The organism is Streptomyces sp. 1114.5 (assembly GCF_003635085.1).
GTDB lineage: Bacteria > Actinomycetota > Actinomycetes > Streptomycetales > Streptomycetaceae > Kitasatospora.
In genome coordinates this window covers 305,384-329,405 of record NZ_RBXE01000003.1, presented here as the reverse complement: position 1 = coordinate 329,405, position 24,022 = coordinate 305,384, and the positions used below count along the sequence as shown (strand labels likewise).

The 24,022-nt window shown below is 73.3% G+C and carries 20 protein-coding genes; 11 read left to right on the top strand and 9 right to left on the bottom strand.

Features of this window, described 5'->3' with window-relative positions; genetic code table 11:
- The first annotated feature begins 115 nt into the window (after window positions 1-115).
- Entirely contained in the window at window positions 116-3,130 is a 3,015-nt protein-coding gene (gene cas3 / locus BX285_RS32870) for a CRISPR-associated helicase Cas3' (protein ID WP_121179278.1), read from the top strand.
- Between the two features lie 72 nt (window positions 3,131-3,202).
- Here cas3 and BX285_RS32865 read toward each other — a convergent pair whose 3' ends face one another.
- From BX285_RS32865 to BX285_RS32850, 4 genes are all read right to left on the bottom strand, one after another.
- Window positions 3,203-3,826, bottom strand: coding sequence for a TetR/AcrR family transcriptional regulator (locus BX285_RS32865; protein ID WP_121179277.1), 624 nt, complete (start codon window positions 3,824-3,826; stop codon window positions 3,203-3,205).
- Window positions 3,823-5,322: an MFS transporter gene (locus BX285_RS32860; protein ID WP_121179276.1), complete on the bottom strand. Its 1,500-nt coding sequence runs from the start codon at window positions 5,320-5,322 to the stop codon at window positions 3,823-3,825. Before BX285_RS32860 ends, BX285_RS32865 begins: the two co-directional genes overlap by 4 nt.
- A gap of 188 nt (window positions 5,323-5,510) precedes the next feature.
- On the bottom strand, window positions 5,511-6,272 hold the full coding sequence (locus BX285_RS32855; protein ID WP_121179275.1) for an SDR family NAD(P)-dependent oxidoreductase: 762 nt from the start codon (window positions 6,270-6,272) through the stop codon (window positions 5,511-5,513).
- 65 nt (window positions 6,273-6,337) lie between these two features.
- The gene (locus BX285_RS32850) at window positions 6,338-7,480 is read right to left on the bottom strand and encodes an acyl-CoA dehydrogenase family protein (protein WP_121179274.1); all 1,143 of its coding nucleotides are present in this window, start codon (window positions 7,478-7,480) and stop codon (window positions 6,338-6,340) included.
- Between the two features lie 80 nt (window positions 7,481-7,560).
- On the opposite strand from BX285_RS32850, the gene BX285_RS32845 reads away from it, so the two are divergent.
- Window positions 7,561-8,163 carry a TetR/AcrR family transcriptional regulator gene (locus tag BX285_RS32845; protein WP_220784010.1) on the top strand — a complete coding sequence of 201 codons (603 nt, stop codon included), beginning with the start codon at window positions 7,561-7,563 and terminating at the stop codon, window positions 8,161-8,163.
- Between the two features lie 174 nt (window positions 8,164-8,337).
- On the opposite strand, the gene BX285_RS32840 is transcribed toward BX285_RS32845, so the two are convergent.
- Window positions 8,338-9,495, bottom strand: a complete 1,158-nt coding sequence (locus BX285_RS32840; protein WP_259470940.1) for an MFS transporter — start codon at window positions 9,493-9,495, stop codon at window positions 8,338-8,340.
- Window positions 9,496-9,633: 138 nt separating this feature from the next.
- Entirely contained in the window at window positions 9,634-10,419 is a 786-nt protein-coding gene (locus BX285_RS32835; protein ID WP_121179272.1) for an MBL fold metallo-hydrolase, read from the bottom strand.
- A gap of 93 nt (window positions 10,420-10,512) precedes the next feature.
- Here BX285_RS32835 and BX285_RS32830 point away from each other — a divergent pair, with 93 nt between their 5' ends.
- Window positions 10,513-11,475 carry an AraC family transcriptional regulator gene (locus tag BX285_RS32830; protein ID WP_121179271.1) on the top strand — a complete coding sequence of 321 codons (963 nt, stop codon included), beginning with the start codon at window positions 10,513-10,515 and terminating at the stop codon, window positions 11,473-11,475.
- Between the two features lie 33 nt (window positions 11,476-11,508).
- On the opposite strand, the gene BX285_RS32825 is transcribed toward BX285_RS32830, so the two are convergent.
- Window positions 11,509-11,820 (bottom strand): cytoplasmic protein, encoded by a 312-nt coding sequence (locus BX285_RS32825; RefSeq protein ID WP_121179270.1) that lies wholly within the window; start codon window positions 11,818-11,820, stop codon window positions 11,509-11,511.
- Window positions 11,821-12,167: 347 nt separating this feature from the next.
- Between BX285_RS32825 and BX285_RS32820 the strand changes: the two genes are divergently transcribed.
- The 5 genes from BX285_RS32820 (at window position 12,168) to BX285_RS32800 (ending at window position 17,237) form a co-directional block, all read left to right on the top strand.
- Window positions 12,168-12,734, top strand: coding sequence for a Uma2 family endonuclease (locus BX285_RS32820; RefSeq protein WP_097240625.1), 567 nt, complete (start codon window positions 12,168-12,170; stop codon window positions 12,732-12,734).
- A gap of 88 nt (window positions 12,735-12,822) precedes the next feature.
- Window positions 12,823-13,440: a DNA-binding protein gene (locus BX285_RS38845; RefSeq protein WP_257033181.1), complete on the top strand. Its 618-nt coding sequence runs from the start codon at window positions 12,823-12,825 to the stop codon at window positions 13,438-13,440.
- 7 nt (window positions 13,441-13,447) lie between these two features.
- Window positions 13,448-15,685, top strand: coding sequence for a hypothetical protein (locus tag BX285_RS32810; RefSeq protein ID WP_121179269.1), 2,238 nt, complete (start codon window positions 13,448-13,450; stop codon window positions 15,683-15,685).
- Entirely contained in the window at window positions 15,682-16,383 is a 702-nt protein-coding gene (locus BX285_RS32805) for a helix-turn-helix domain containing protein (RefSeq protein WP_121179268.1), read from the top strand. The genes BX285_RS32810 and BX285_RS32805 overlap by 4 nt, the downstream gene beginning before the upstream one ends.
- A 200-nt stretch (window positions 16,384-16,583) precedes the next feature.
- On the top strand, window positions 16,584-17,237 hold the full coding sequence (locus BX285_RS32800; RefSeq protein ID WP_121179267.1) for a DUF6000 family protein: 654 nt from the start codon (window positions 16,584-16,586) through the stop codon (window positions 17,235-17,237).
- A 251-nt stretch (window positions 17,238-17,488) separates the two neighbouring features.
- Here the strand turns inward: BX285_RS32800 and BX285_RS32795 are convergent, their stop codons facing one another.
- A complete protein-coding gene (locus tag BX285_RS32795; RefSeq protein ID WP_259470978.1) occupies window positions 17,489-18,004 on the bottom strand; it encodes a hypothetical protein in 516 nt (171 codons plus the stop codon).
- Between the two features lie 234 nt (window positions 18,005-18,238).
- Between BX285_RS32795 and BX285_RS32790 the strand changes: the two genes are divergently transcribed.
- Window positions 18,239-19,204, top strand: a complete 966-nt coding sequence (locus tag BX285_RS32790; RefSeq protein WP_121179556.1) for an SDR family NAD(P)-dependent oxidoreductase — start codon at window positions 18,239-18,241, stop codon at window positions 19,202-19,204.
- A 648-nt stretch (window positions 19,205-19,852) separates the two neighbouring features.
- On the opposite strand, the gene BX285_RS38840 is transcribed toward BX285_RS32790, so the two are convergent.
- On the bottom strand, window positions 19,853-20,791 hold the full coding sequence (locus BX285_RS38840; RefSeq protein ID WP_259470939.1) for a MarR family winged helix-turn-helix transcriptional regulator: 939 nt from the start codon (window positions 20,789-20,791) through the stop codon (window positions 19,853-19,855).
- A gap of 228 nt (window positions 20,792-21,019) precedes the next feature.
- On the opposite strand from BX285_RS38840, the gene BX285_RS32770 reads away from it, so the two are divergent.
- Together BX285_RS32770 and BX285_RS32765 are read left to right on the top strand one after the other, a co-directional pair.
- Window positions 21,020-22,546 (top strand): MFS transporter, encoded by a 1,527-nt coding sequence (locus tag BX285_RS32770; protein ID WP_121179264.1) that lies wholly within the window; start codon window positions 21,020-21,022, stop codon window positions 22,544-22,546.
- 65 nt (window positions 22,547-22,611) lie between these two features.
- Window positions 22,612-23,040, top strand: coding sequence for a hypothetical protein (locus BX285_RS32765; protein ID WP_121179263.1), 429 nt, complete (start codon window positions 22,612-22,614; stop codon window positions 23,038-23,040).
- The last annotated feature ends 982 nt before the right edge of the window (window positions 23,041-24,022 follow it).

Below are 24,022 nucleotides of genomic sequence, written 5' to 3'. Positions count from 1 at the left end.
TCCGTCCGCGGGTCCCAACTCGGCAGCGCGCCCCGGGAATCCGAGAAATCCCGGGAAGATCCTATAAATTGACGGTTCGTCACAGAGCGGACCCTACTGGTACGGGAGCGGCCACGTGACGGATCCTGGGGACATCACCCGTGCGGGGGTTACGGTCTGGGGAAAGACCGACCTCTTCAAGGTCAGTGAGAAGCGCGGCGGTCCGGCCTGGAACCCGCTCCTCGCCCACATGCTCGACGTCGCCGCCTGCACCGGAGAGCTGTGGGACCACTACCTCGCGACACCCGTCCGCGACCGTCTCACCGAAGCGCTGGGCTCCGGCAGCGCCGACCTCGCCCGACGGAACACGATGTTCTACGCGGCACTGCACGACCTGGGGAAGGCCTCGGCGGGCTTCCAGCTCCGGTTCTTCGACACCGATCGGGGACACGTTCGCAAAGCGGCGAAGGAGTGGCTCGTGAAGGCCCGCGAGCACCGGCTCCCGCTCCCCGCGGACCTCCGCGCGGCCCGCAGGTTGCGGCACGAGCTCGTCACCGCCTTCTGTCTGCCCAGGCTGCTCGGCTGCGCCTGCGGGGACTGCGGCGGCACGGGCGTCCCGCACCTCGGCCTCCACCGGGTCGCCCTGCTCCTCGGCGGCCACCACGGTCACATCCCCGGCCCTGACCTCCTCGAACGGGCGCCGACGGCAGCCCCCGCCGAGGACTGGGACGACATCCACCGCTTCCTCCTCACCGCCCTGGCGCGGCTGCTGGACGTCGACCTGGACCGCCTGCCGGAACAGACCTCCCTGTCCCGTCCGGCAGCCCTTCCGCTCTTCGCCGGGCTGGTCGTCACCGCCGACTGGATCGCCTCCGACGACAACCGCTTCGACTACCGCGCCGGGGGGAGCATCCGGCAGTGGTGGCAGGACGCGAAGGAGCAGGCGCGCACCGCGGTGCGCGAACTGCGGCTCCGCGCCTGGGAACCGAAGCCCGCGCCCTGGGCACAACTCTTTCCCGACACCCCCGGCCCCCGCCCGTTCCAGACCGCGGCCATGAACGCCGCACCGGCAGAGGGCCCGGCCCTGGCCGTCATCGAAGCCGGCACCGGAGCGGGAAAGACCGCCCTGGCCCTCTGGCTCGCTCACCACCTCGCCCGCACCAACGGCTACCACGGCCTCTACACGGCGATGCCCACGCGTGCCGCCACCGACCAGGCCGCCGTGGAGCACATCGACTTCCTCACCCGAGCCTTCGGCCGCCCCGCCGAAGCCAACCTCGCCATCGTCCACGGGGCCGCCGAAGCGACGGACACCGTGCACCGGCTCCTCGACACCGGCGAGGCCAGCACCCCGCCGGACGACCTCACCGACCTCACGCCGTTCGTGGAATCGACCATCTGCGACCGCCACGACCGGGAAGCGGGCACCGCGGTGGTCCTCGACCCCTGGTACCTCCGCCGCTGCCTCGGCCTGGTCTCCACCTTCGGCGTCGGCACCGTCGACCAGGTCACCCTCGCCTCGCAGCGCTCCGCGCACTGGTTCCTGCGCCTCTTCGGCCTTGCCAACAAGACCGTCGTCATCGACGAGGCCCACGCGTACCAGCTGTTCCAGGAACGGCTGCTCGCCGCGGCCGTCTCCTGGCTCGCCGACGCGGGAGCCTCCGTAGTGGTCCTCTCCGCGACGCTCCCCGCCGCCGCACGCGAGGCGCTGATCACCGCGTGGTGCCGTGGCCACCGCACCACCGCCGAGCCCACCGACGCCCAAGGCCCCATCACGTTCGTCGACCAGTACGGCCGCATCACCCGCACCGCCCCCGACGAACCGCCGGCCGAACTCCACACCCAGCTCGACCTGCTCCCCGACCCGGGTGCTGCGGCCCTCGCCGACCGCCTCCTGAGCGAAGCCTCCGGCGGAGGCATCACCACCGTCATCCGCAACCGGGTCGGCGCCGCCCACGACCTCTACGTGCACGCCCTCGACCGGGCCGAGAGCCACGGCTGGTCCCGTGACGAGATCCTGCTCCTGCACGGAAGGCTCGCCCCCCGCGACCGGCTGCCGAGGGAAGCCCGGATCCGCCGGCTCATCGGCCCGGGGGAGAAGCGGGACGCGCCCAACCCCCGGCGCCCGGCCCGGCTGCTCGTCATCTCCACCCAGGTGATCGAACAGTCGCTGGACCTGGACAGCGACCGCCTCTACACCGACCTGGCCCCCGTCGACCTGCTCATCCAGCGCCGCGGGCGCCTCCACCGGCACGCCGTCAACGACAGCGCCGGTACGCGCCCGGCCGCCATGCGCACGCCCCGGATGACCGTCCTGTGGCAGCCGGACCAGGAGCACCTGCCACTCGTCCAGCCCCCGGAGCGCCGCACCCCGGGCAACCGCGACGCCCTCGTGTACGCGCCCTACGCGCTCGCCGCGACCTGGCACCAACTCACCGAGCGCACCACCGAGGACGCCTGCCCGCAGTGCGAGGACGCCCGGCGGGCCGATCCGGGCTCCCGCATCGCCTGCCTGTCCACCCCGCGCGACAACGAGTCCCTGATCGAATCCGTCTACGACCCGCGGCCCTTTCCCCGGACCTCCACGGGCCGCCTGCTGTCGGCGACCTGGGAGAGCTGGAGCGCCGACCTCGCGAAGCACACGAACGCCGCGAAAGCCTACGCCCTGCAGCCCTACCACCCCGACGACGGCACCCCCGTCGACATCCACCTCCTGGAGAGCGGCGGCGCGAACGGTCACGGCACGGACGGTGCTCCGGGCCTGGCAGCCCGCTCACGCCTCGCGGAGCGCTCCGTCGAAGCGGTCCTGCTGTACCACCACCCCTCGGCGGAGGAACACCCCAGCAACCACTACAGCTACGACCCGCAAGGCCGCATCAGGGCGGACCTCAAGCGGTACAGTCGCCGCGCCACCGAGCGTGCCGCCCGGCGGGCCCAGCAGCGGAACCTGCTCCTCAACACCGTGTCCGTCCCGCACCACTGGTTCGAACACCTCCCGCCCGCCGAATACTGGGAGAACCCGGACATCGGAGTGCTGCGCCACCGGCACGTCATCATCCTGAAACCGGACGGCACGAGCCCGGAGTGGAGCGCGCTCAAGCGGCTCCGCTACGACCCGGACAGGGGCCTGCACCTCGCCTTCCGGCGGTGAAGGGCACGGAGGGCGGTAGCGCGGCTCTTGCCGCGCGCTCGACGTGGGTTCGACGGAGGCGGGTGTCCCGTCCTACCGGGCGGGGCGGGCGGCGGCGAGGAGGTCGTGGAGGAGGGGGAGCAGGTCCTCGGGGGTGGCCGCGGTGAGTTCGTCGAACGCGCCGCCGGCGCGGGCCAGGACGATTCCGGCGAAGGCGGCCGTCGCCAGTTCGGCGCGCAGCCGGGGCCGGTCGGCCTGTTCGGCGGTGAAGCGGTCGTGGAGCGGTTGCACCAGGCGCTCGTGGAGGAAGGAGCGGGCGGCCTGCTGCACCTCGGTGTTGTCGCCGGGCAGGACCGCGGCCTGGAAGCTCGGGCCGGGGCCGCGCTGGGCGAGGCGCTCCAGCAGGGTGCGCAGGCGGTCCTCCTCCAGGAGGTCGGCCGGTGCGGTGTCGCCCAGCTCCAGCCGGACGGTGGCCAGGTAGAGCTGCGTCTTGCCGCCGAAGTACCGGGCGATCAGGGCCGGGTCGACGCCGGCCCGTTCGCCGATCTCCCGGATGGTGGTGCGGTCGAATCCGCGCTCGGCGAAGAGTTCCGTCGCTGCCCGGATCAGGAGTTCCCGGCTGCGGGCCGCGTCCCGGCGCCGGGGTGCGGGGGACGGCTCCGGACGGCTGCCGCCCTCGGGGGCGGATCCGCCGGCCTCGGGGGTTGTGTCGGTCACCGTTCGGTCCCGGCGCGTAGGACGGGTGCCGTGCTCTCGCCGGCGACCACCTCGTCGATGTCCTCTGCCACGATCAACCCCTCGTCCACGCGCGCACCCCTCCGGAGGGCGGTCGCGGCACCGAGCCGCGGCAGGACGATCGTAGCCAGGCCGATCACCACCCACACCGCGCAGCCGATCAGGGCCGCGTCCCGGTAGCCGCTGTCGGTGGGCAGCCGGCGTCCCGGTTCGGTGTGCGCCTGGAGCAGGGCGCCGCACAGCGCGCTGCCGCTTGAGTAGCCGATGTAGCGCAGCACCTGGTTGAAGCTGACCGCGCTGCCGACCTCGTGGGCGGGCACCGCATCGACGATCAGTCCGGGCATCACGGCGAAGGTGCAGCCGACGCCGAGTCCGGCGACGGCCATCACCACCAGGAGTTCCCAGAGGTGGTCGCGGGCGGACAGGAAGAGCAGCATCGAGGCCAGCGAGACGGTGCAGCCCAGCGGGAGCACCACGGCGGAGGAGGTGCGCCGGGCGAGGCCGGGGACCACCTTGCTGGACAGCAGGCTGGCCGCCGAGAACGGCACCAGGACGAGGCCGGCCACCACGACCGAGGCACCGAGCCCGTAGCCGGTGCCGGTCGGGGTCTGGACGTAGCGGATCACCAGGGACATCAGCAGGTACATCCCGACGCCCGCGACCAGGCCGGCCACGTCCGCGGTCAGGACGACGGGGTTGCGCAGCGAGCGCAGGTCGACCAGCGGGTGAGCGGTGCGCAGCTCGTGCCACACCCAGCCGACCAGCAGCACCAGGGAGAGGGCCGCCACCGTGCACAGCATGGCGCTGCCCCAGCCCCAGGTCTCGCCCTCGCTCAGCACCAGCAGCAGTCCGACCAGGGCCAGGCCGAGCAGTACCGCGCCCGGCGCGTCCAGCGGGCGCCGCTCGCGGTCCGTGGTCGGGGGCAGGACCAAGGAGGCCAGGACCAGCGCCAGGGCGCTGATCACGGCGCCGAACCAGAAGCCCGCGTGGATGCCGAAGGACTCGGCGATCAGGCCGGTGATCGGGTAGCCGAGGCCGACGCCGGCGACGGTGGTGACGGACAGGAGTGCGACCGTCGAGCGGGAGGCCGCGGGGGGAAGGCTGTCCCGTGCGGTGGCGATGGCGAGCGGGGTCAGTCCGAGTCCGACGCCTTGCAGTGCGCGCCCCGTGACCAGCCAGCCGAAGCCGAGTGGCAGCGCGGCCAGCACGCTGCCGAGCACGACCACCGCGGCGGCGGCGAGGGTGACGGTACGGCGGTGCGGTCCGTCGCCCAGGCGGCCGAGCACCGGGGTGGCGACCGCTCCGACCAGCATGGTGATGGTCAGGGACCACTGGGCCTCGGAGAGCGAGACGTGGTCGACGGCCGCGATGGTGGGGATCATCGGCGCACCGAGACTGCTGATCACCGCCACCACTGCACTGAGGAAGGCCAGGACGGGCACCAGCGCCCGCTCACGTCGCGTCGGCAGCGGCTCCATGGACGTGTGCTCCTCGGTGTCATCATGTGATGTCATCGTTCGATGTCATCACATGATGACATAGCCGGGCCGCGGTGCCGAGACCCGCATCAACGGGGTGGGTGCACAAGCGGAGCCCGCCCGGTCGGGGTGATCGGGCGGGCTCCGGGTGTGGCGGGCGGGGTGCGGGACGGGGTTACGGCGTCGGGCTACCGGGCGGACATCCGCAGGGCGCCGTCCATCCGGATGGTCTCGCCGTTGAGGTAGTCGTGCTCGGTGATCATGGTGACCAGGCGGGCGTACTCGGCGGGCTGGGCGAGCCGCTGGGGGAAGGTGACGCCGGCGGCGAGGCCGGCGCGGACCTCGTCGCCGAAGCCGGCCATCATCGGGGTGTCCACGATGCCGGGGGCGATGGTGACCACCCGGATCCCGTACTGGGCGAGGTCACGGGCGGCGGTGATGGTCATGCCGGCCACGCCCGCCTTGGAGGCGGCGTAGGCGATCTGGCCGACCTGGCCCTCGAAGGCGGCGATTGACGCGGTGTTGACGACGAGGCCGCGCTGGCCGTGGGCGTCCGGCTCGTGGCGGGCGATCGCCTCGGCGGCCAGGCGCATCACGTTGAAGGTGCCGAGCAGGTTGACGTTCAGCACGGTGCGGAAGAGGTCCAGGTCGTGCGGGCCCTTGCGGCCCAGGACGCGGGCCGAGGGGGCGATGCCGGCGCAGTTGACCGCGAGGCGCAGCTCGGCGCCGTCGGCGTCGATCCGGGCCAGGGCCTCGCGGACCGGCTCCTCCTCGGTGACGTCGGCGGCCAGCAGGGTGACCCCGTCCGGCTGCGGGCCGGCGGCGGCGACGGCCTTGTCCAGGTCCAGGCCGTAGACGGTGGCGCCGCGCGCGGCGAGGGCGGCGGCGGTGGCCGCACCCAGGCCGGAGGCGGCACCGGTGACCAGGGCGGCGGAACCGTTGATGTCCATGAAGAACTCCTCGTGGTGGCGGAAGCGGAAGCGGGGCGGGAAGAAACGGCAGTGGCAGCGGCAGGTCAGGGGGTGAGCCCGCGGCTGATCACGAGCCGCTGGATCTGGTTGGTCCCCTCGAAGATCTGCATGATCTTCGCCTCGCGCATGTAGCGCTCGACCGGGAAGTCGCGGGTGTAGCCGTAGCCGCCGAGCACCTGCACGGCGTCGGTGGTGACCTTCATGGCGGCGTCGGTGGCGACCAGCTTGGCGACGCTGGCCTGCCGGCCGAACGGGCGCCCTGCGTCGCGGCGGCGGGCGGCGTCCAGGTAGGTGGCGCGGGCGGAGTCGACGGCGGCGGCCATGTCGGCGAGCAGGAAGCCCAGGCCCTGGTGGTCGATGATCTTCCGGCCGAAGGTGGTCCGCTCGTTCGCGTAGGCCACGGCGGCGTCCAGGGCGGCCTGGGCGAGGCCGGTGGCGCAGGCGGCGATGCCCAGGCGCCCGGAGTCGAGGGCGCTGAAGGCGATCTGCAGGCCCTGGCCCTCCTCGCCGATCAGCCGCGCCTCGTCCAGCCGGGCACCGTCCCAGTAGGCGGCGGCGGTCGGGATGCCCTGGAGGCCCATCTTCTTCTCGGGCGCGCCGAAGGTGAGGCCGGCGACGGCCCCGGGCGCCAGGAAGCAGGAGACGCCGCGGTTGCCGGGGGCGGTGCGGGCGAAGAGCGCGTAGAACCCGGCCTTGCCGCCGTGGGTGATCCAGGACTTGGTGCCGGTGATCCGGTAGGCGCCGTCCTCGGTCCGGTCCGCCTTGCAGGCCAGCGCGGCGGCGTCCGAGCCGGCCTGCGGCTCGGAGAGGCTGTAGCCGCCGACGGTCTCCCCGGCCAGCATGGCCGGCAGCCACCGCTCCTTCTGCTGGGCGGTGCCGAAGCCGTTCAGCGGATGGCAGGCCAGCGTGTGCACGCTGGTCGCCACGGCGACCGCCGCCCAGCGTGCGGCCAGCTCCTCCAGCACCTGGAGGTAGACCTCGTACGGCTGGCCCCCGCCGCCGTACTCCTCCGGGTAGGGCAAGCCGAGCAGCCCCGCCTTGCCGAGGATGGCGAACAGTCCCTCGGGGTAGCTCTCGCTGCTCTCGTGCTGCTCGACCCGGGAGGTGAGTTCCCGGTCGGCGAGGTCGCGGACGAGGGCGATCAGGTCCTCGGCTTCCTCGGTGGGGAGCAGGCGGTCGACGGCCATGGTGGCTCCAAGCGGTACTCAAAGCGGTACGTCAGTACCGGATAGAGTAGAGGATGAGCGGGCCCTGAAATACTGCTCCGGTGATGGAGACCTCAGGAACAGGCGCCCCGAAGCTGACCGGACGCGGTGCCGCGCGCCGGTGGGAGCTGTTCGAGGAACTGGTCACCTTGCTGATCGGCGAGGGCTTCGCCCGCTTCACCCTGGACGACCTGGCCGCCCGACTGCGCTGTTCCAAGCGCACGCTGTACGGGCTGGCGGGCAGCAAGGAGCAACTGGTCCGCGCCGTCGTGGTGCACTTCTTCCGGCGCGCCACCGGCCATGTGGAGGCCGCGCTGGCCGCCGAGTCCGACCCCGTCGACCGGCTGGCCGCCTACCTGCGTGCGGTCGCGGCCGAACTGGCCCCGGTGTCACCGCAGTTCTTCGACGACGTGGCTGCCTTCGGGCCCGCCGCCGAGGTGTACGAGCGCAACACCCGGGCGGCGGCCGCCCGGGTGCAGCAGCTGATCGCGGAGGGCGTGGCGGCCGGCGCGTTCCGCGACGTCCAGGTCGCCTTCGCCGCCGAGGTGATCACCTCGGTGATGGTCCGCATCCAGCAGCGCCAGGTGGCCGCCGCCACCGGCCTGGCCGACGCCGAGGCCTACGGCCACCTCGCCGAACTCCTCCTGCACGGGCTCGTCCGCTGAGCGATCCGCGGCCCGATAACCGCGCAGGGTCCTCAGGGTCCTCAGGGCCCGCTGCCTGCGGCCCCGGCCCCCGCCCCGGCCCCCGGCCCCAGCCCGGCCGCGGCGTCCTTACGGCGTCCCTGCCGCGCTCTAGCGGCGTCCGTACGGCGCCACTGCGGCGGGGCTACGGCGCCGCTACGGCACCACCGCGGCGGCCACCAGCGGGAAGGCCACCACCAGCGCGTACGCCCAGCCGTACCCGAAACCGCCGATCAGTGCGCCCACCGTCGGGCCCACGCACGCCGCGGCGGCGTTCTGCACGGTGGTGTGGACGCCCAGGGCCCGGCCCGCCCACGCCGAACCCGCGTACTCGGCCACGGCGGTGAAGGAGAGACCGTTCGTCGACACCGTCACCACGCCCGCCGCCGCCAGTGCCGCCACCGCCACCGCCGAATCGGTCAGCACCCCCGCGGCCAGTACCGCCAGTACTCCGGCCGCGGTGAGTGCCAGCCGCCGCATCGGGCCCGTCCGGCTGCCCGTCAGGTCCGACCAGCGCCCGGCCGCGAGACGCGCGCCCGCCCCGGCGAGCTGGACGCAGGCCAGCAGTGGTCCGGCCGTCGACGGCGCCCAGCCGCGCTCGTCCACCAGGAAGACCAGCGCGAACACCGACACCGTGAACTGCGGTACGACCAGCAGGGTGGCCGCGCCGTGCAGCCGCCACAGCACCGGCGTCCGGTACGGGCTCGCGGCCCGGGCGCCATGCCCGCCGGCCGGGCGGGCGGGATCCCGGACGGCCCCGACCACCAGCAGCGCGGCACCCACGCTCAAGCCACCCAGCACCAGCAGCGCGAAGGCCCGTCCGTGCACGGCCAACGGCGGCAGCAGCAGCGCGGCCACCGCGACGCCCAGCGGCAGAGCGGTCTGCCGCAGCCCCATGGCAAGCCCCCGTTCCCGCGCCGGGAACCACCCCAGGATCAGCCGCCCGCTCGACGCGTGCGCCGACGCCCCGGCCGCGCCTGCGAGCAGGAAGCAGACGCCCAGCCCGACCGGCCCGTGCACCGCCGCCGCGCCGACCAGCACCAGCCCGCCCAGCCCGAGCCCGGCCGCCAGCACCCACCGCTCACCCCACCGGTCCGCCGCCGCGCCCCACGCGGTGAGCGTCAGCACCAGCCCGATGGTCGGACAGGCCGCGAGCAGCCCCGCCCGGCCCAGCGAGAGGCCGTCCGCCCGCAGCGCGGGTATCAGGTACGGCAGCCCGAACTGGAACGCGCAGCCGGCCGTCATCGCCGCCATCCCGACGGCCAGTACCAGCCACCGCCGCCGGTCGTCCTGTCCTTCGCCCTCGTCGTTCACACCCGGCAGCTCAGCAGATACCGCGGGAATCCGACAGGACACGTCCGACTGCCGGACGGCCCGGCAGCAGGGCCCGGCCGACAGCGTCCGGTTCACCGCCGCGGCCGCGTCCGGCTCACCGCCGCGGCCGCGTCCGGCTCATCGCCCGTCGCTCGTCGGCTTCCCCGCGGGGCCGTCGGCCTGCGCCCGGGTGCGGAGCCGGCCGCGGGCGGCGAGCCGGTCCAGCCGGCGCTGTTCCCCGGCCGCCCACGTCGCCACTCGTGCCGGGTCCAGCGGTCCGCCGTGGCCGACGTGCAGCCTGGTCGGCTTCAGCGCGAGCATGGCACGCAGGCTGGCCAGGTTGCCGAGCGGGTCGTCGTGGAAGGGCGGGTTGGCCGGCTTCCGGTGGGCGAGGCCGAGGAACGAGGTGGCGACCAGATCGCCCGCGACGAGGTCGCCCTCGTCCGTGAGGACCGAGATCGAACCGGCGGTGTGTCCCGGGGTGGGCATGATCCGGGCGTCGACGCCGTACTCGTCCAGCGTGCCCGGACCGTCGACCAGCAGGTCAGGCCGGAACGGTTCGGCGTGTTCGTGAAAGGCGTCCAGCCGGTCCAGGAAGCGGCCGAACCGTCCGGTGGGGAGGTACGGCTCCCGGATCCGGCCCGTCGTGTAGGGCCCGAGATCCGCGACGTGGGCGACCACCGGTGCCCCCGTTGCCCGGCGCAGTTCCGCGGCGGAGCCGAAGTGATCGATGTGGGCGTGGGTGATGACGATCGCCGAGACGTCGCGGGGCTCGACGCCGTGCTCGGCGATGCGGGCCAGGATCTTCGCGCCGCTGCCCGGGATGCCGGTGTCGACCAGGACCGCCCGACGGCCGAGGAGGAGATGGGCGTTGACGTTGCGCTTGCCCAGCACCGGTACCGGGATGACTGTGGTGTGTGCCATGGCTCTGACGCTATGGGGTGCCCGTATGAGCCGTTCCATGATTGTCCGGTGCGGATTCCTGTCCGTTCGTCTCATCGCGTGTAGGGTCCGGGCATGGATGTCCTCGCCGATGTGCTGTCCGCCACGAAGATCGGCGGTACGGTCACCGCCAGGGTGCGCGCCGCCGGGCCGTGGGGGATCGAGTTCCCGCACCTGCCCTCGGCGGTCTTCCACCACGTCACCCAGGGCAGCTGCTGGCTGCGCCGCCCGGGCGCCGAGCCGCTTCCCCTGACGGCGGGTGACCTCGTCCTGCTCCCGGCCGGCACCGGCCATGTGATGGCCGGCGACCCGACGGCCCCGGCAGTCCGGTTCGAGGACGTCACGCGGGCGCCCCGCAGCGGGCCGGGCGAGCCCGGCGTGCCGGGTGGGCCGGGTGGGCCGGGCACGCCCATCGACTTCCCCGGCACCGGACCGCAGACCCGCGTCGTCTGCGGCGGCTACCGCTTCGACACCCATGCCTCCCACCCGCTGCTGGCTCTTCCGCCCGTGCTGCTGCTGCCCGCCGACCCCTCGGCGCGCCGGCACGACCTCACCGAGACGCTGCGCATGCTGACCGCCGAACTGGCCGATCCGGCACCGGGCTCACAGACCATCACCGACCGCCTGGTCGACGTCCTCTTCGTCCACATCCTGCGGCAGTGGGCGGCCCTGCCGGGCTCTCCGGACCACGGCGCCGCCTGGTGGGCGGCCCTGCGCGACCCCGAAGTCGCCGCCGCGATCTCCCTCATCCACGAGGAACCCGGGCGGACCTGGACCGTGGAGAGCCTGGCGCGGGAGGTCGGAGTCTCCCGCGCCACCCTGTCCCGCCGCTTCACCCGCCTCGTCGGCGAACCCCCGCTGGCCTACCTCACCCGCTGGCGCCTGGAGATCGCCGCACGAAGGCTCCGAGAGACCAGCGAATCGGTGACCTGCATCGCCAACACCGTCGGCTACACCTCCGAGTTCGCCTTCTCCCGCGCCTTCACCCGCCACCGCGGCACCCCGCCCACCCGCTACCGGGCCACCCACGCTCGGTAGCGACGTCGGTCAGGCCCGCCCCGGGCCGCTGCGTCAGTTCGAAGCCGGCCGCTTCAGCTCGAAGATGAGCGAGCGGACCTCGGTGCTTCCGGTGTTGTGCGTGGAGTGGTCCACGGCCGGGGACCACATCGTCGAGCCGGCCACGAGCGAGACCTCGACGGTCGCACCGGACTCGTCGGTGAAGGCCGCCTGCCCGTCCGCGAGGTTGTAGACGAGGTTGTCGTGGTGGTGGTGCATGGCTGTCGTGGCACCGGGCTGGAGCCGGGCTTCGAGCAGCCGCACCCGATCGTTCTCGAAGAGGACCTTGTACGCATCGGGCGCCACCTGCACAGCGTCGGCTGCCATGAGGATCTCCTGGTCGGGGGGAGGGGGAGGCGTCGTCGGCCTCCTGTCGACGGTAGCCACGCGGCGCACGGCCGTGCACGGTGGGACCGCCAGTCCGGTGATCCTGCCCCGCGGGCGCGATCCGTCAACTGCGGTGACCGGCGGGGGCGACGGGCCTGCCGGGCCGGCACAGCCATCCGACGGTCGACGGTCTCCGCGGCCAGTATCGTTTTCCAGGCGCCTCGGCTCCCGCCGGCCCGGTCGTCACCTCAGAGACTGTCTCCCCCGACCGTCACCCCGACCGTCACCTCCGGCCGTCGCCGGTCCCGAGGACCCCGAGGACTGAGATCCGGACAGGAGAGCAGCACGTGAGCACAGCGCACGCCGGCCCGGGCGACTACAGCCGGGTGCCGAATCCGGAGCAGGCCCTGAAGTACGCGATCCAGCACATCGCGGGCGACCGCGTCGAGATCGTCGAGGGAGTCATCACGCCCGTGTCACCGTCCTGGGCCCACGAGACCGCCGTCGACCTGATTCGCGAACAGATCGGGCCCCGCATGCGCGAGCTCGGCCTGCGCGCCGGCTCCGGGAACCTCGACCTGCCGGGCACGGAGAACTTCTACGTCCCCGACCTCGCCGTCGTGCCCGCCGAGCTGGCGAGGACGGAGGGCGCCCTCCTGCCGGACCAGACCGTGCTCGTCGTCGAGGTCACCTCGCCGTCGAACGGCGACACCGACCGGACCGCCAAGCGCCGTCGCTACGCCCAGTTCGGCGCGCCCGTGTACCTCCTGGTCGACCGGCAGGAACGCACCTGCACCCTGTTCTCCCAGCCGGGCCGGCTCGGCTACACCCGCGTGGAAGGCCCGCACCCCTTCGGCACCCCGCTCCGGCTCCCGGCCCCGCTGGACGTCGAACTCGACACGGCGGGCTTCTGAGCCGGCCGCACGGCGACGTCGCTCGGGAGGCGTAGAGTCGGGGTCCGTCGCATTTCGAGTTGACTGGAGAGGCGTGGAGACCGTGGGGGTGTTCGTGACGACCGGGCAGGCCGGGGCGGCGCTCGGGTGTTCGATCCCGACGGTGAAGAAGCTGATGGCCACCGGGCTGGTCCCCGGTGTGCGCGACGCGGGCCGGCAGGTGTTCCCGCTGGCCGGACTGCAGGCGCTGCAGGCCCGGCCGGACGCGGACCTCGCCGTCACCGGTGCGGCGGAGCTCGCCGTGCTGCGCGCGGACGCCCCGCAGCGGGTGGACGAGCCGGGCCGGGAGTGGATCGGCTTCGGCACGGCACTCGACCAGGCGCAGCTGCTGGCCTCGCTGTCGGGCTGGTGGCGGTGCGACCCGGCCCGCGTGGCTGCGGGCGGGGCGCTGCCGGTGACGGTGGCCTCCTTCGTCGTCGCCGTGCTGACCGGCCTGACCGGCTGGGAGTCCGACGGCGCCACCGGGACCGCGGCCCGCTACCGCTTCCCGCACGCCAGGCTGGTCGGCTACCTGAACGACCTCACCGCCCCCGCCAACGCCGCCGCCCCGACCGACGCCGAGGACGCCCGCCTGGCCGCCGTCCTGCTCGGCACCCGGCTCCCGTCCGTCTCCGGCGGGCCGATCGCCTACGTCACCGCAGGCCGTCCTGCCGCCGAAGGGGAGTGACCTGCCGATGGACCGCAAGACGTACACCGCCGAACTCGCCGGCCTGCGGGAGCTGCGCGCCGGGATCACCGCCGCCGAGAAGGCCGTCGCCGCCGCGCAGAAGGAACTGGACAAGCTCACCGCGCAGCGCGCCCGCCGGGTGACCGGCCTCGCCGGGTACGAGGGGGCGAAGGCGGACGCGATCGCGAAGGCGGGCGGGCTGTCGGTGGCCGACGTGGTGCGGCTCGCGCCGGTGCTGGACCCGACCCCGGCCTCGGTGCGGGCGGCGGCAGCGGCAGCGGTTGAGGCCGAGGCCGAGGTCGAGGTCGAGGTCGAGGTCGAGGTCGAGGTCGAGGTCGAGGAGCAGTCTGCGGCTCAGCCGATCGCCCCCGCCGTAAAGGCCGCCGAGCCCCCATCCGAGCCCGCCGCCGACACGTCAGCCGACACGTCAGCCGACATGTCAGCCGAATCCGCAGTCTCGGTCGCTTCGGTCGCTACAGTCGCTCCGGTCGTCGCCGCCGAGCCGCCGCAGCCCCCGTACCCGCCGCCGCACCCGGTGCCCGAAGCCGCCCCGCGCGAGCTGCCCACCGTCCCGGACGGCGCGGCGGGCGCCCGCTTCGAGGCCGTAACGACCGGGCTGGTCTCCAAGCGCCCCAACTTCACCCAACAGGCCCGCGCCACGGTCTTCCTGGACGCCGCGACCGGCGAGCTCGCGGTGCGCGACCGCGTCGTGCGCGTCGACCTCGGCGCCCGTACGCCCGGCGAGATCCTGGACGCCGTCCTCGCCGACGCGCCCGGCACCGAGCGGATCTACCTCACCGCCGGTGCCCCCTGGCACGACGGCGCCGAGCGCTACGCCACCCTCAAGGACGCGGTCGCGGCCTGGCTGAACACCCCGTCCGAGCGCTGGACCACCGCCGTCGGCAGCGGCCGCGACAAGCTGGCCGGGCACTTCGTCCACCAGCGCCAGCCGGTCGGCCGCTACGCCCCGTCGGCCGCGCCCGACAGCGGCGCCACCGAGCTCCGCAGCATCGGCGAGTGGTTCGACCCGGACGGCGCCGACGTCGTCACCTGCCGGGAGGCGTTCCGGCTGCTCTGGCAGGCGCTGCGTCGGCACTGGGACGACGCGGTGCTGATGGGCTCGCCGTCGCAGACCGGCCGCGACCTATGGTCGCGCACCGTCCCGGTCAAGGGCCGCTTCGCCGGCGGCTACCCGGTGCTGTCCGAGGAGCTGCGCGGCCTGCTGCACGCCACCGGTGGCCAGGGCCGTACCGAGCTGATCCTGCCCCCGCGCGTCCCGGCCGAGCTGCCCGCGCTGGTGGAGTACGACCGCACCTTCGCCTACGCCAAGCACCTGTGGAAGTCCCCGGTCGGCACCCCGCAGCGCATCACCGCGGCCCGCTTCGCCGCGATGACCGAGCAGGAGCAGACCAAGGCCCTGATGTCCTGCTCGCACTGGAACGTGCGGGTCACCGTCCCGGCCGGCTGGAACCACGTCGGCCTGCTGCCCGCCCCCGTCACCGGGGACCGCGCCTGGGTCTACCCCTCCGAGCCCGGTGCCACCTTCACCACCTGGGCGGGCGGCGCCGAGGTCCACCTGGCCCTCGCCAACCACGTGGCGCCGTGGCGGATCGAAGTCCTCGGCGGCCTGGTGTGGGAGGACGGCAAGCCGCTGGACGAGTGGGGCAAGCGACTCAAGGCCGCGTGGGCGGACCTGACCCACCTGTCGACGGCGCACGCCGACGAGCGACAGCGCACCGCCGCCTACCTCGCCTCCCGCGCCGTGCGCGCCGTCCTGCTGTTCGGCCTCGGCGGCTTCGCGCAGCGCCCGCGCCTGGTCTCCGGCACCACGCCCGTCGGCGAGGCGCTGCCGCCGGGCGTGGAGATCCTCGGCCAGGACGCGGCGGTCGTCACCTGGCAGCGGCAGGCGGGCTTCTCCCGCGACCCGTACGCCCACCCCGAATGGGCGGCCTACGTGTGGTCGGGGGCGCGGGCGGCGCTGCTCGACATGAAGTACCGCCAGGGCAGGGAGGTCGTCGGCGTCGCGGGTGCCCTGCACGCCAGGCCCGGCACCGTCGTGTACTTCGGCACGGACGGCATCGCCCTGACCGAGCGCCAGCCGTGGCCCTACCGGGGCGAACCCGGTGACTACCTCCTCAAGGGCCATCTCACCGGCCCCGTCCCGCACCCCACCAGCCAGGAGCAGTACCTGGCGCTGCGCACCCAGGGCCGCGCCGAACTCGCCCGGACGGCAGGTGACCGGTGAGCCCCGCCGACCCGAACAACCCCAACGAGGCCGCCCGCCTGACCCAGCAACTGCTCGACCAGGGCTTCACCAAACGCCAGGTCGCCGCAATGCTGGGCCGCGACGCCTCACTCGTCTCCCAGTTCTTCACCAAGGGCAAGGGCGCGGCCTTCGTGGACGCGCTGCGCCAGGTCGTCCGGGCGGTGCGCGGCGGCGAGCGCGACACCGAGGCACTAGCCGGGATCGCGGGCGAGAACGTGGTGCGCCGCCGCACCAGGACCGGCCAGAAGGCGCGGGTCCGCGGCAAGGACGTGGTCGGCACGCCCGGCGAGTCGATGGCCGGGCGCGCCGGACGCCAGGCCATCCGCTCCGGCGCCTCCCACCTCGCCCCGGTCGTCCACGCCACCGGCCGGGCCGGCGGCCGCCTCGCCTTCACCGTCCGCATGCGCGCCGACCAGTACGTCTACTCCGCCGGCTCCGACCGCGACTCCGGCGGCCTGCGCCGCGGCTTCGTCCCCCGCGCCGACGGCACCGAGGAACGCACCTACGGCTCCGCCTCCACCGGCGGCTTCGACGCCGCCGAATGGTCCCGCCGCGTCGCCGCCCACCACGGCGACGTCACCGAGGCCATGCGCACCTGGCTCGTGGACACCGGCCGCGCCGTCCCCGACGCCGACATCCAGTACCTCGAAGTCCGCGCCTGGATCCCGCCCTCCTGACCCCGCCGCCGCTGCGGAGGTTGTATGACGTCTGTGGGGCCGCTGTACGTGACGAGCTACGGCAGCGACATCCTCGAAACGGTTCTGAGTGATGTGGACCTTTCGGGAGCTCTTTTGTGGCAGCGGACTCCCTCTGCAAGGTACCGAGCAGGGTGTGCCCTGCTCGGCGGAAGGCGCGAGCGCTTCGAGAGGATGGCCTGATGAGCATGAGGCATCCGCGCGAGGTCGGCCAGGAACATGTGCTGGAGCGCTATGTCACGCCCGGCCAACGGTACTTGGAGCTGCTGGGCGGCAACTTCTTCAGGCTGGACGAGCCAGAGCGGTCGAACTTCGCTGAGGCCCTCGCCTCGGATGCCGCTTCGGTGAATGCCGAAGAGCTGAGCGCGCTCCTCGGCTACGAATGGCGCTCACGGTTGACTGGCTCCTGGCTGGCCGGGGTGGCCAGGCGGACCGAGTGGCGGAGCTTGATCGGGCAACTCCTCCTGGCCAGCGAGCTGACGTACGCCGGTCAGGGCTACTGCTTCGCGCTGGCCCGGTTCGGCACAACCGAGGATGCCCAGATCCTCACGGAGTACCTCGCCCGGTATCTGCCGCAGCTCGACCTTCGCTACGACCAGCCACTTGCCTTGGGCGCCCTGCTCCGGCTGGACAGCCTGCTGGGCACCGACTACGCGCAACGCTTCACTGCTGTCGACGGTCCTTGGGATCGGTGGGTAGAGGCCCTGCCGCACCTACGCGGCAATCCCGCATGGACGGCAGATGCTCAGCGACACGGCCTGGACGCCTGGTGTGAGTGGCCGTGGCCGGACGCCCCGCTCACCGCCGAACCCGGAGACAGCGGCAGCTTCGGCTGACGCCTGCTGCCGCCGTTGTCGGCACCCTGCGGCTTATTCATCGGCGTGGACACAATGGCGACGGTGGAGTGAGAAACTCACAGCTATCACCGGCTGGGAGAGCACGCCAACCAGGACGATCGACTGGCCCTCGGTGGAGTCACAGCTCGGCACTGCTCTTCCAATCGACTTCAAGGAGCTGGCAGAGCGATTCGGCTCGGGCGAGTTCGACGGATACCTATGGTTCTCCACGCCGACAGCCCAAGTCCCCATCACGATCTGATCAAAGAGGCACAACGACTTGGCGAGCAGTCCTCCGCTGACCCCTGGAACGGCGACCTGCCGAGGTGTTCTCGGACGGCTTGTCCGACGCAGGCGCGGACTGCGACGTTGCCCAGCCGGTCACGGATGGCGCCCTCGAACTCGGGATGGTCCAGCCTCACCGACACGACCGCCGTCAGGCCATCGCAGATCCGGTCGGTGCTGAGATCGGGGTCCGCTGCTGCCAGCAGGCGCCGTTCACGTGCATACGCGTTGACTGCTGCCGTCACCCCGTCGCGGAAGCCCATCTCGTGCGTTCCGCCGCCGAGAGTGGGTCGGCAGTTGGCGAAGCTCCGGACCCGCTGCTCTCGGGAGTGGCGCCATCGCAAGGCCACCTCCACCGTCCCGGCCATCCGCGGTTCCTTCCGTTCGAAGCCAACGACATCCGGGTGAACGAGAGCCCCCTCGTGCTCGTCGAGGAAGGCGACGACCGATCGTGAAGAGCGTGTCGCCGTCCATACCCGCACTCTCACGCCCCTCCCCCTACGGGAGACTCAACCTCAGTCTTCCCGCCGGGTCGCCGATCCCACAGGTCTTGACACCGAGGAGGCGTTCCTCGGGTGGGGTGAGGCGGGACGGTGTCGGAGGTCTGTCGGTGGTGACGGCGATCTGTCAGCGGTCTGTGGGGCGCACGTCGTGTCATGGGCCGGGTCGGCGTAGGAAAGTGCGCCGTGTCCCCCGAGCTGAAGGAGCCGTTCACGATGTCTTCCGTACCGCCGAGGTCTTCCGTACCGCCGAGCCGGCCGTGGGACGTTCACCGGCTGCCGTCCGCCGTCGGCAGGTCCTTCCTGATCACCGGGGGCAATGCCGGGATCGGCTACTTCGTGGCGGAGCAACTCGCCGGGACCGGGGCCCTCGTGGTGCTCGGGAGCCGGGACCGGGAGAAGGCCGCCGCCGCCATGGCCTCGATCCGCTCACGTGTCCCCGGAGCCCGACTGCGCGCCATCCCGCTGGACCTCGCCGACCTGGCGTCCGTGCGGACCGTCGCGGACGGGCTCGGCGACCGCCTCGACGCGGTGGTCCACAACGCCGGTGTCGCGCTCGACGATCCACCGCGGCGCACGACGAAGGACGGTCACGAGCTGATGTTCGGCGTCAACCACCTGGGGCACGTCGCGCTGACCCGAGCGCTGGCACCCGTGCTGTCAGCGGCGCCCGCCGCCCGGATCGTGACGGTGGGCAGCTTCGCGGCACGCTCCGAGCGGCTGGACCCGGACGACCTCCAGTCGGGCCGGGACTACCGCCCCGGACGCGCCTACGGCCGGTCGAAGCTGGCGCAGATGTCCTTCGCCTTCGAGCTCGACCGCCGCCTGCGCGCCGCCGGCAGCACCGTGCTCAGCGTGGTGGCCCACCCCGGCGGCGCCCTCGATTCCCTGACCCCGCCGCGGGCGGGGGTGCACGCGGCAAGCCGCGGCACACGGCTGCGCGGTCTGCCCGCCGGGCTGCTGCTCCAGGGCAAGGACCGCGGGGCCTGGCCGATCGTCCGGGCCGTCCTGGACCCGTACGTGCAGGGAGGGCAGCTGTGGGGCCCCAGGGCCTTCGGCCTGCGCGGCACACCCCGGTTGGAGCCCGCCCGGGCGCACATGACCGATCCTGCCGTCGCGGGACGCCTGTGGGACGCCAGCTGCGACGGCGCCGGCGTCGAGCTCCACCTGGGCCTCCTGTAGCGGTGACACCAGGTCGGGGCCGGGGCCTGACAGGGCCCGACACGGCGGGCGGCGGTGGCGGGCTGAGCAACGACCCGGACGTCCTGCGGAACCTCGTACGGACGCGGAGTCACCGTCACCGATGGTCACCCGCGAGTGCGGGGCAGCCGTCGCCGCCCGCGTCGAGTCGGTCATGGAGTACGAGCGGCGCGGCGTGGTCCCGCGACGCATGGTGAGTCGGTAGGGGAGTTCGATCACCCTCGGTGGGCCGGGATGAGCGGGTGCCCGCATCCCGGGCGCGCACACGGGGCCTTCGGGTGGGGCGGTGTCGGGACGAACGCCTGACACGTGCAGAGGAAGCACCGGTCGTCATCGCCGTCCCCGCCGCCATCACCCTCGCCGATGATGCCGACGGCCGTCAACCGTGCGCGGGCCTGCTCCCGGACCGATCGGAGCTGCTGCGCTACCTGGTCGAGGGCTGCCGCGTTCTCCTCGAAGGCCTTCATCTGGGCGCCCGTCAGGTCGTCCGCACTCGTCATTTCGCTGGGTTCCTCTCCGGTGCCGATGCGCTACTCCGCTATCGGCGATCCGGCGGGGTGGGTGGAGGGGTTGCGCGGGTTCTTCATCCTGACGGACCGAAACCTGGCCCGGGTGTAGGTGCCCCGGGCGTCAGGCGTTGTCGAGCGTTGTGCTGATCTTGGCGGCCATGGCGGTCATGGCCGGGCTCCCGCCGTGGCGGGTCTTGAGCGCGGCCTCGACGGCGGTCCGGATGACGGAGCGGAAGTTGTCGGCCTCGCCGGGGTCGACGTCCCGGAGGAGGGCGAGGGAGGCCGCGAGGGCGGGGAAGACCTGGTCGGCCAGGTCGGCGGTCGACTTCCCGCCGAGCTTCATGCCCTTGGGCTTCTCGGCGAGCACGCGGCCGACCAGTCCGGTGGCGGCGGACAGCGCCTTGCCGCCGGCCATGCCGGCCCTGGCGGAGGAGAACGCCCCGGGGTCGGCGCCCGCCATCAGGGCGACGACGCCGTGGGCGGCGGTCTGCAGGGTCAGCTTCTCGCCGCGGCCGAGGGCCGTTCCGGCTTCGAGGGTCGCCCCGGTTCCGGGGGTGGTGGGGCGCGACGTGGTCATACGGGCGGTCGCCTCGCGCTGGAGGACGGCGGCGGAGCCCAGGAAGTCGCCGATGGCGGCCAGTTCGGTGTCGCTGTAGCGCTCGCAGAGCGCGTCCAGGGCACCCGTCCACTGCGTGAAGTGCGGTGCCAGGGCCTCGCTGGGGGCTTCCGCGGCCTCGATGAGGACGCTCCGGCCGTCCAGCGGGTTCGGCACCCGGCGGGCGAAGCCCTTGCGCTGGAGCCGGTCGACCAGCCCGGTGACCGAGGCCGGGGCCAGCCCCGAGTGCTCGCCCAACTCGCGTGCGGTCAAGGGGCCGTGGCGCAGGAGCAGGTCGATGGCCTTCTCCTCGGTGGCGCTCAGGCCGTTCAGCTGCGCGAGCGCCGCGTGGAACATGACGGCGGCCGTGCTGAGCTCCCGTCCGGCCGTGTGCAGCCGGGCCATCAGCTCCTCGCGCGAGGGCTGATCGGAGGGCTGGTCGGAGGGCTTGCCGGCGCGGGTCATGGCCTCAGGTTAGCAAACTGTTTCGCTGCACCGAAGCAGTTGCTATGCTTCTTTCGTCCGAACGAAATAGTTCGCGGCGTAGCCATGGTCATGCCATGCCACTCGCGCCATCCAGCCACGCCATGCGATTTCCCGCCGCCGGGGCCCTTCGGCAGCCGCGATCCCCAGAGCCCCGACTCGGCCCGTCACCGTCGTTCACCCTCACGCATCGAAGAGGACCCAAGACCCATGCCCGAGCACCGCACGCCCGTACCCGCAGTACCCCCCGCGCCCGCCGAGCCCGCCGGAATCCCCGTCCACCGCCGCCGCGCCCTCGCGATGGTCGTCCTGATCGTCGCGTCCTTCATGGACCTGCTGGACACCACCATCGTCAACGTCGGCCTCCCCGCCATCCAGAAGGACATCCACGCGACCCCCGGCCACCTCGAATGGGTCGTCGGCGGCTACACCCTCGCCTTCGCCGTCGTCCTGATCACCGGCGGACGCCTGGGCGACATCGTCGGCCGCAGGACCGTGTTCCTCACCGGCGTGGCCGGTTTCACCCTCGCCTCGCTCGGCGCGTCCCTCGCCCACAACGGCGACACCCTGGTGGCCGCCCGCGTCGTCCAGGGCGCCTTCGCCGCCCTCATGGTCCCCCAGGTCCTGGCCTCCGTGCAGGCCCTCTACAAGCCCAGGGAACGCGCCGCGGTCCTCGGCATCATCGGCGCCGTCTCCGGCCTGGCCGCCGTCGCCGGCCCGCTGCTCGGTGGCTGGCTCGTCTCCGTCGACGCCTTCTCCATCGGCTGGCGCAGCATCTTCGTCATCAACCTCCCGATCGGCCTCGCCCTGCTCGCCGCCGCCTGGCGCCTCGTACCCGACACCCGCTCCGCCCACCCGCTGCGCCTGGACATCCCCGGCCTGCTGCTCGCCTCCGCCGGCCTGTTCCTGCTCGTCTTCCCGCTGGTCGAGGGCCGTGAGGCGGGCTGGCCCGGCTGGATCCGGGCGATGCTCGCGGCCTCCCCGCTCGTCCTCGCCGCCTTCGTGGTCAATCAGCGGCGCCGCATGCGCCGGGACGGCTCGCCGCTGGCGCCGATGCACCTGTTCGCCGACCGCGGCTTCACCTCCGGCAGCATCGTCCAACTCTGCTTCTCCGGCGCCATGGCCGGGTTCTTCCTGATCCTCGCCCTCTACCTGCAGATCGGCCTGCACTTCTCCGCCATCGCCTCCGGGCTGACGCTGCTGCCCTTCACCGCAGGCGCCTTCCTCGGCTCCGCCGCCTCCGTGCCGCTGGCCCCCAGGGCGGGCAAGCCACTGGTGATCGCCGGTGCGCTGATGCAGACCGGCGGCATCCTCTGGGCCCGTCACGTCATCGACGCCCAGGGCGCGGGCCTGTCCGGCTGGGACCTGCTCTGGCCGCTCGCCCTGGCCGGCCTCGGCCTCGGCTTCCTCGTCGTGCCGCTGGTGGACCTGGCCCTGGCCACCGTGGACGTCCGCGACGCCGGTGCCGCCTCCGGCGTCTACAGCACCTTCCAGCAGTTCGGCGCAGCGCTGGGCGTCGCGGTCACCGGCGTCGTGTTCTTCGGCCGGACCCACGACGGCTACGAGCCGTCGGTGATGAAGACCGCCCTGCTCGTGGGCGCCCTGGTCTGTGCCGCCGGCTACCTGCTGGCCGCCGTCGCGGGCCTGTTCCTGCCCGCCAGCCGCCTGGCCCAGCACGAGATCCCGCAGGAGGAGGACGAGGAGACGGCCGCCGCCGTACAGCCCGCCGCCCACTGACCGGACCCGCCCACTGACCGGACCCGCCCACCAACGCCCCAGCCACGCACAGGAAGCAGACCACCATGTCCAAGCAGACCACCACCGGCATCCCGACCCTGACCGCCGACGACAAGCTGACCCTGCAGACCGCCGCCCACGGCGTCGCCGTCCTGATGGCCGCCTCCGACCCCGGCGCGATCTCCTCCACCAAGGCCGGTATGGCCGCCGGCAAGGCGCTCACCGCCGCGACCGGCCTGGTCGGCCGCGTCCTCGCGGAGAAGCCCAAGGGCCTGAAGTTCAACGGGAAGTCGACCGCCGACATCGCCGACCAGGTCTTCGACGCCATCCTCCGCTCCCTCGTCCTGCTCGCCGCCGAAGCCCCCGAGGAGACCGACAACTTCCGCGCCACCCTCACCACCGCCGTCCACGCCGCCCGACAGGCCCGCCCCGGCGCCAACCCCGCCCAGGCAGCCATGGCCGACAAGATCACCGACCTCCTCGACCGCCCCTGACCGTCCTTTGTCCTCCGTTCGGTCAGCTGTCCTGCCCTGACCTCCCAGACCGTGCGGCCGGGGGAGCCGACCGTCGGCCCGCTGCCCCGGCCGCACGGTGGCACAACGCCACCAGCGAGTCGGGCAGCCGGCCGAACTGGCGGGCGGCGGCGCACGGATCCGTCCCGGACCCGGCGGCCGTGTCGGGCGCGGGCCCCGGCGCAGGCCGGGGGTCGGGCGCAGTCCGCTCCTGTCGCGGTGCCGCGCTCGGCCCGGGCGTCCGGCCCCCTGTCCGGGCCTTCCCCGGCCGGACACGGTACCCGGCTGGTTCGTCTGCCGACGTGGTCGGCTGCGCTGTGGGTTCGAGCTCCGCCGTCGGGCCGGAAACGCTGGCGGCCGGGGGCAGTTCACGCGGCGCCGCGACCGTCGGGCTCGGGGTCGACGGCGGGGTGGGTGCAGGGTCGGGGGCGACCGGCCGACCATCCGCCGCAGGTCGTTGCGCTGCGGCGAGGCGCGTCGGCGGACTGCTGGACGTCGCCGCGGAGAACAGCGCCGCCACGAGGACGCTCGCGATCACGGCCCTGCGCCCCGAAACGCCCGTCCAGAGCAGCCAGTCGGATCGGCTCCGGACGGTCGAGGCTGCCCGCTGCCGACAGGCCGCCGCATTGCGCGAGGCCGTCCACCGCTCCGCAGCGGCGCCCCGGCTCGCCCACCCGGCTGCGGCCGCCGTGTAGATGTCGGCCGCCTGTACGAAGTCGCCGCCGAGGGCGGCGACGTGTGCGTGCACCTCCTGCGCCCGCAGTGCCTCCGGGTGCAGGTCACCGCGTGCGGACGCGATCCGCTGGTGCAGTTCGGCAGCGAGCCGCCCAGCCAGGGCGAACTCTCCCGCCGCTACCGCGCCCCGGATCCGCGAGATCCGGGGCGCGTAGGCCTAGGGCACCCTCTCGGCGGCGCCGCGGCTTCCAGGACGTGGCCCGGGAAGCGGCGGACGGACGGCCGATGC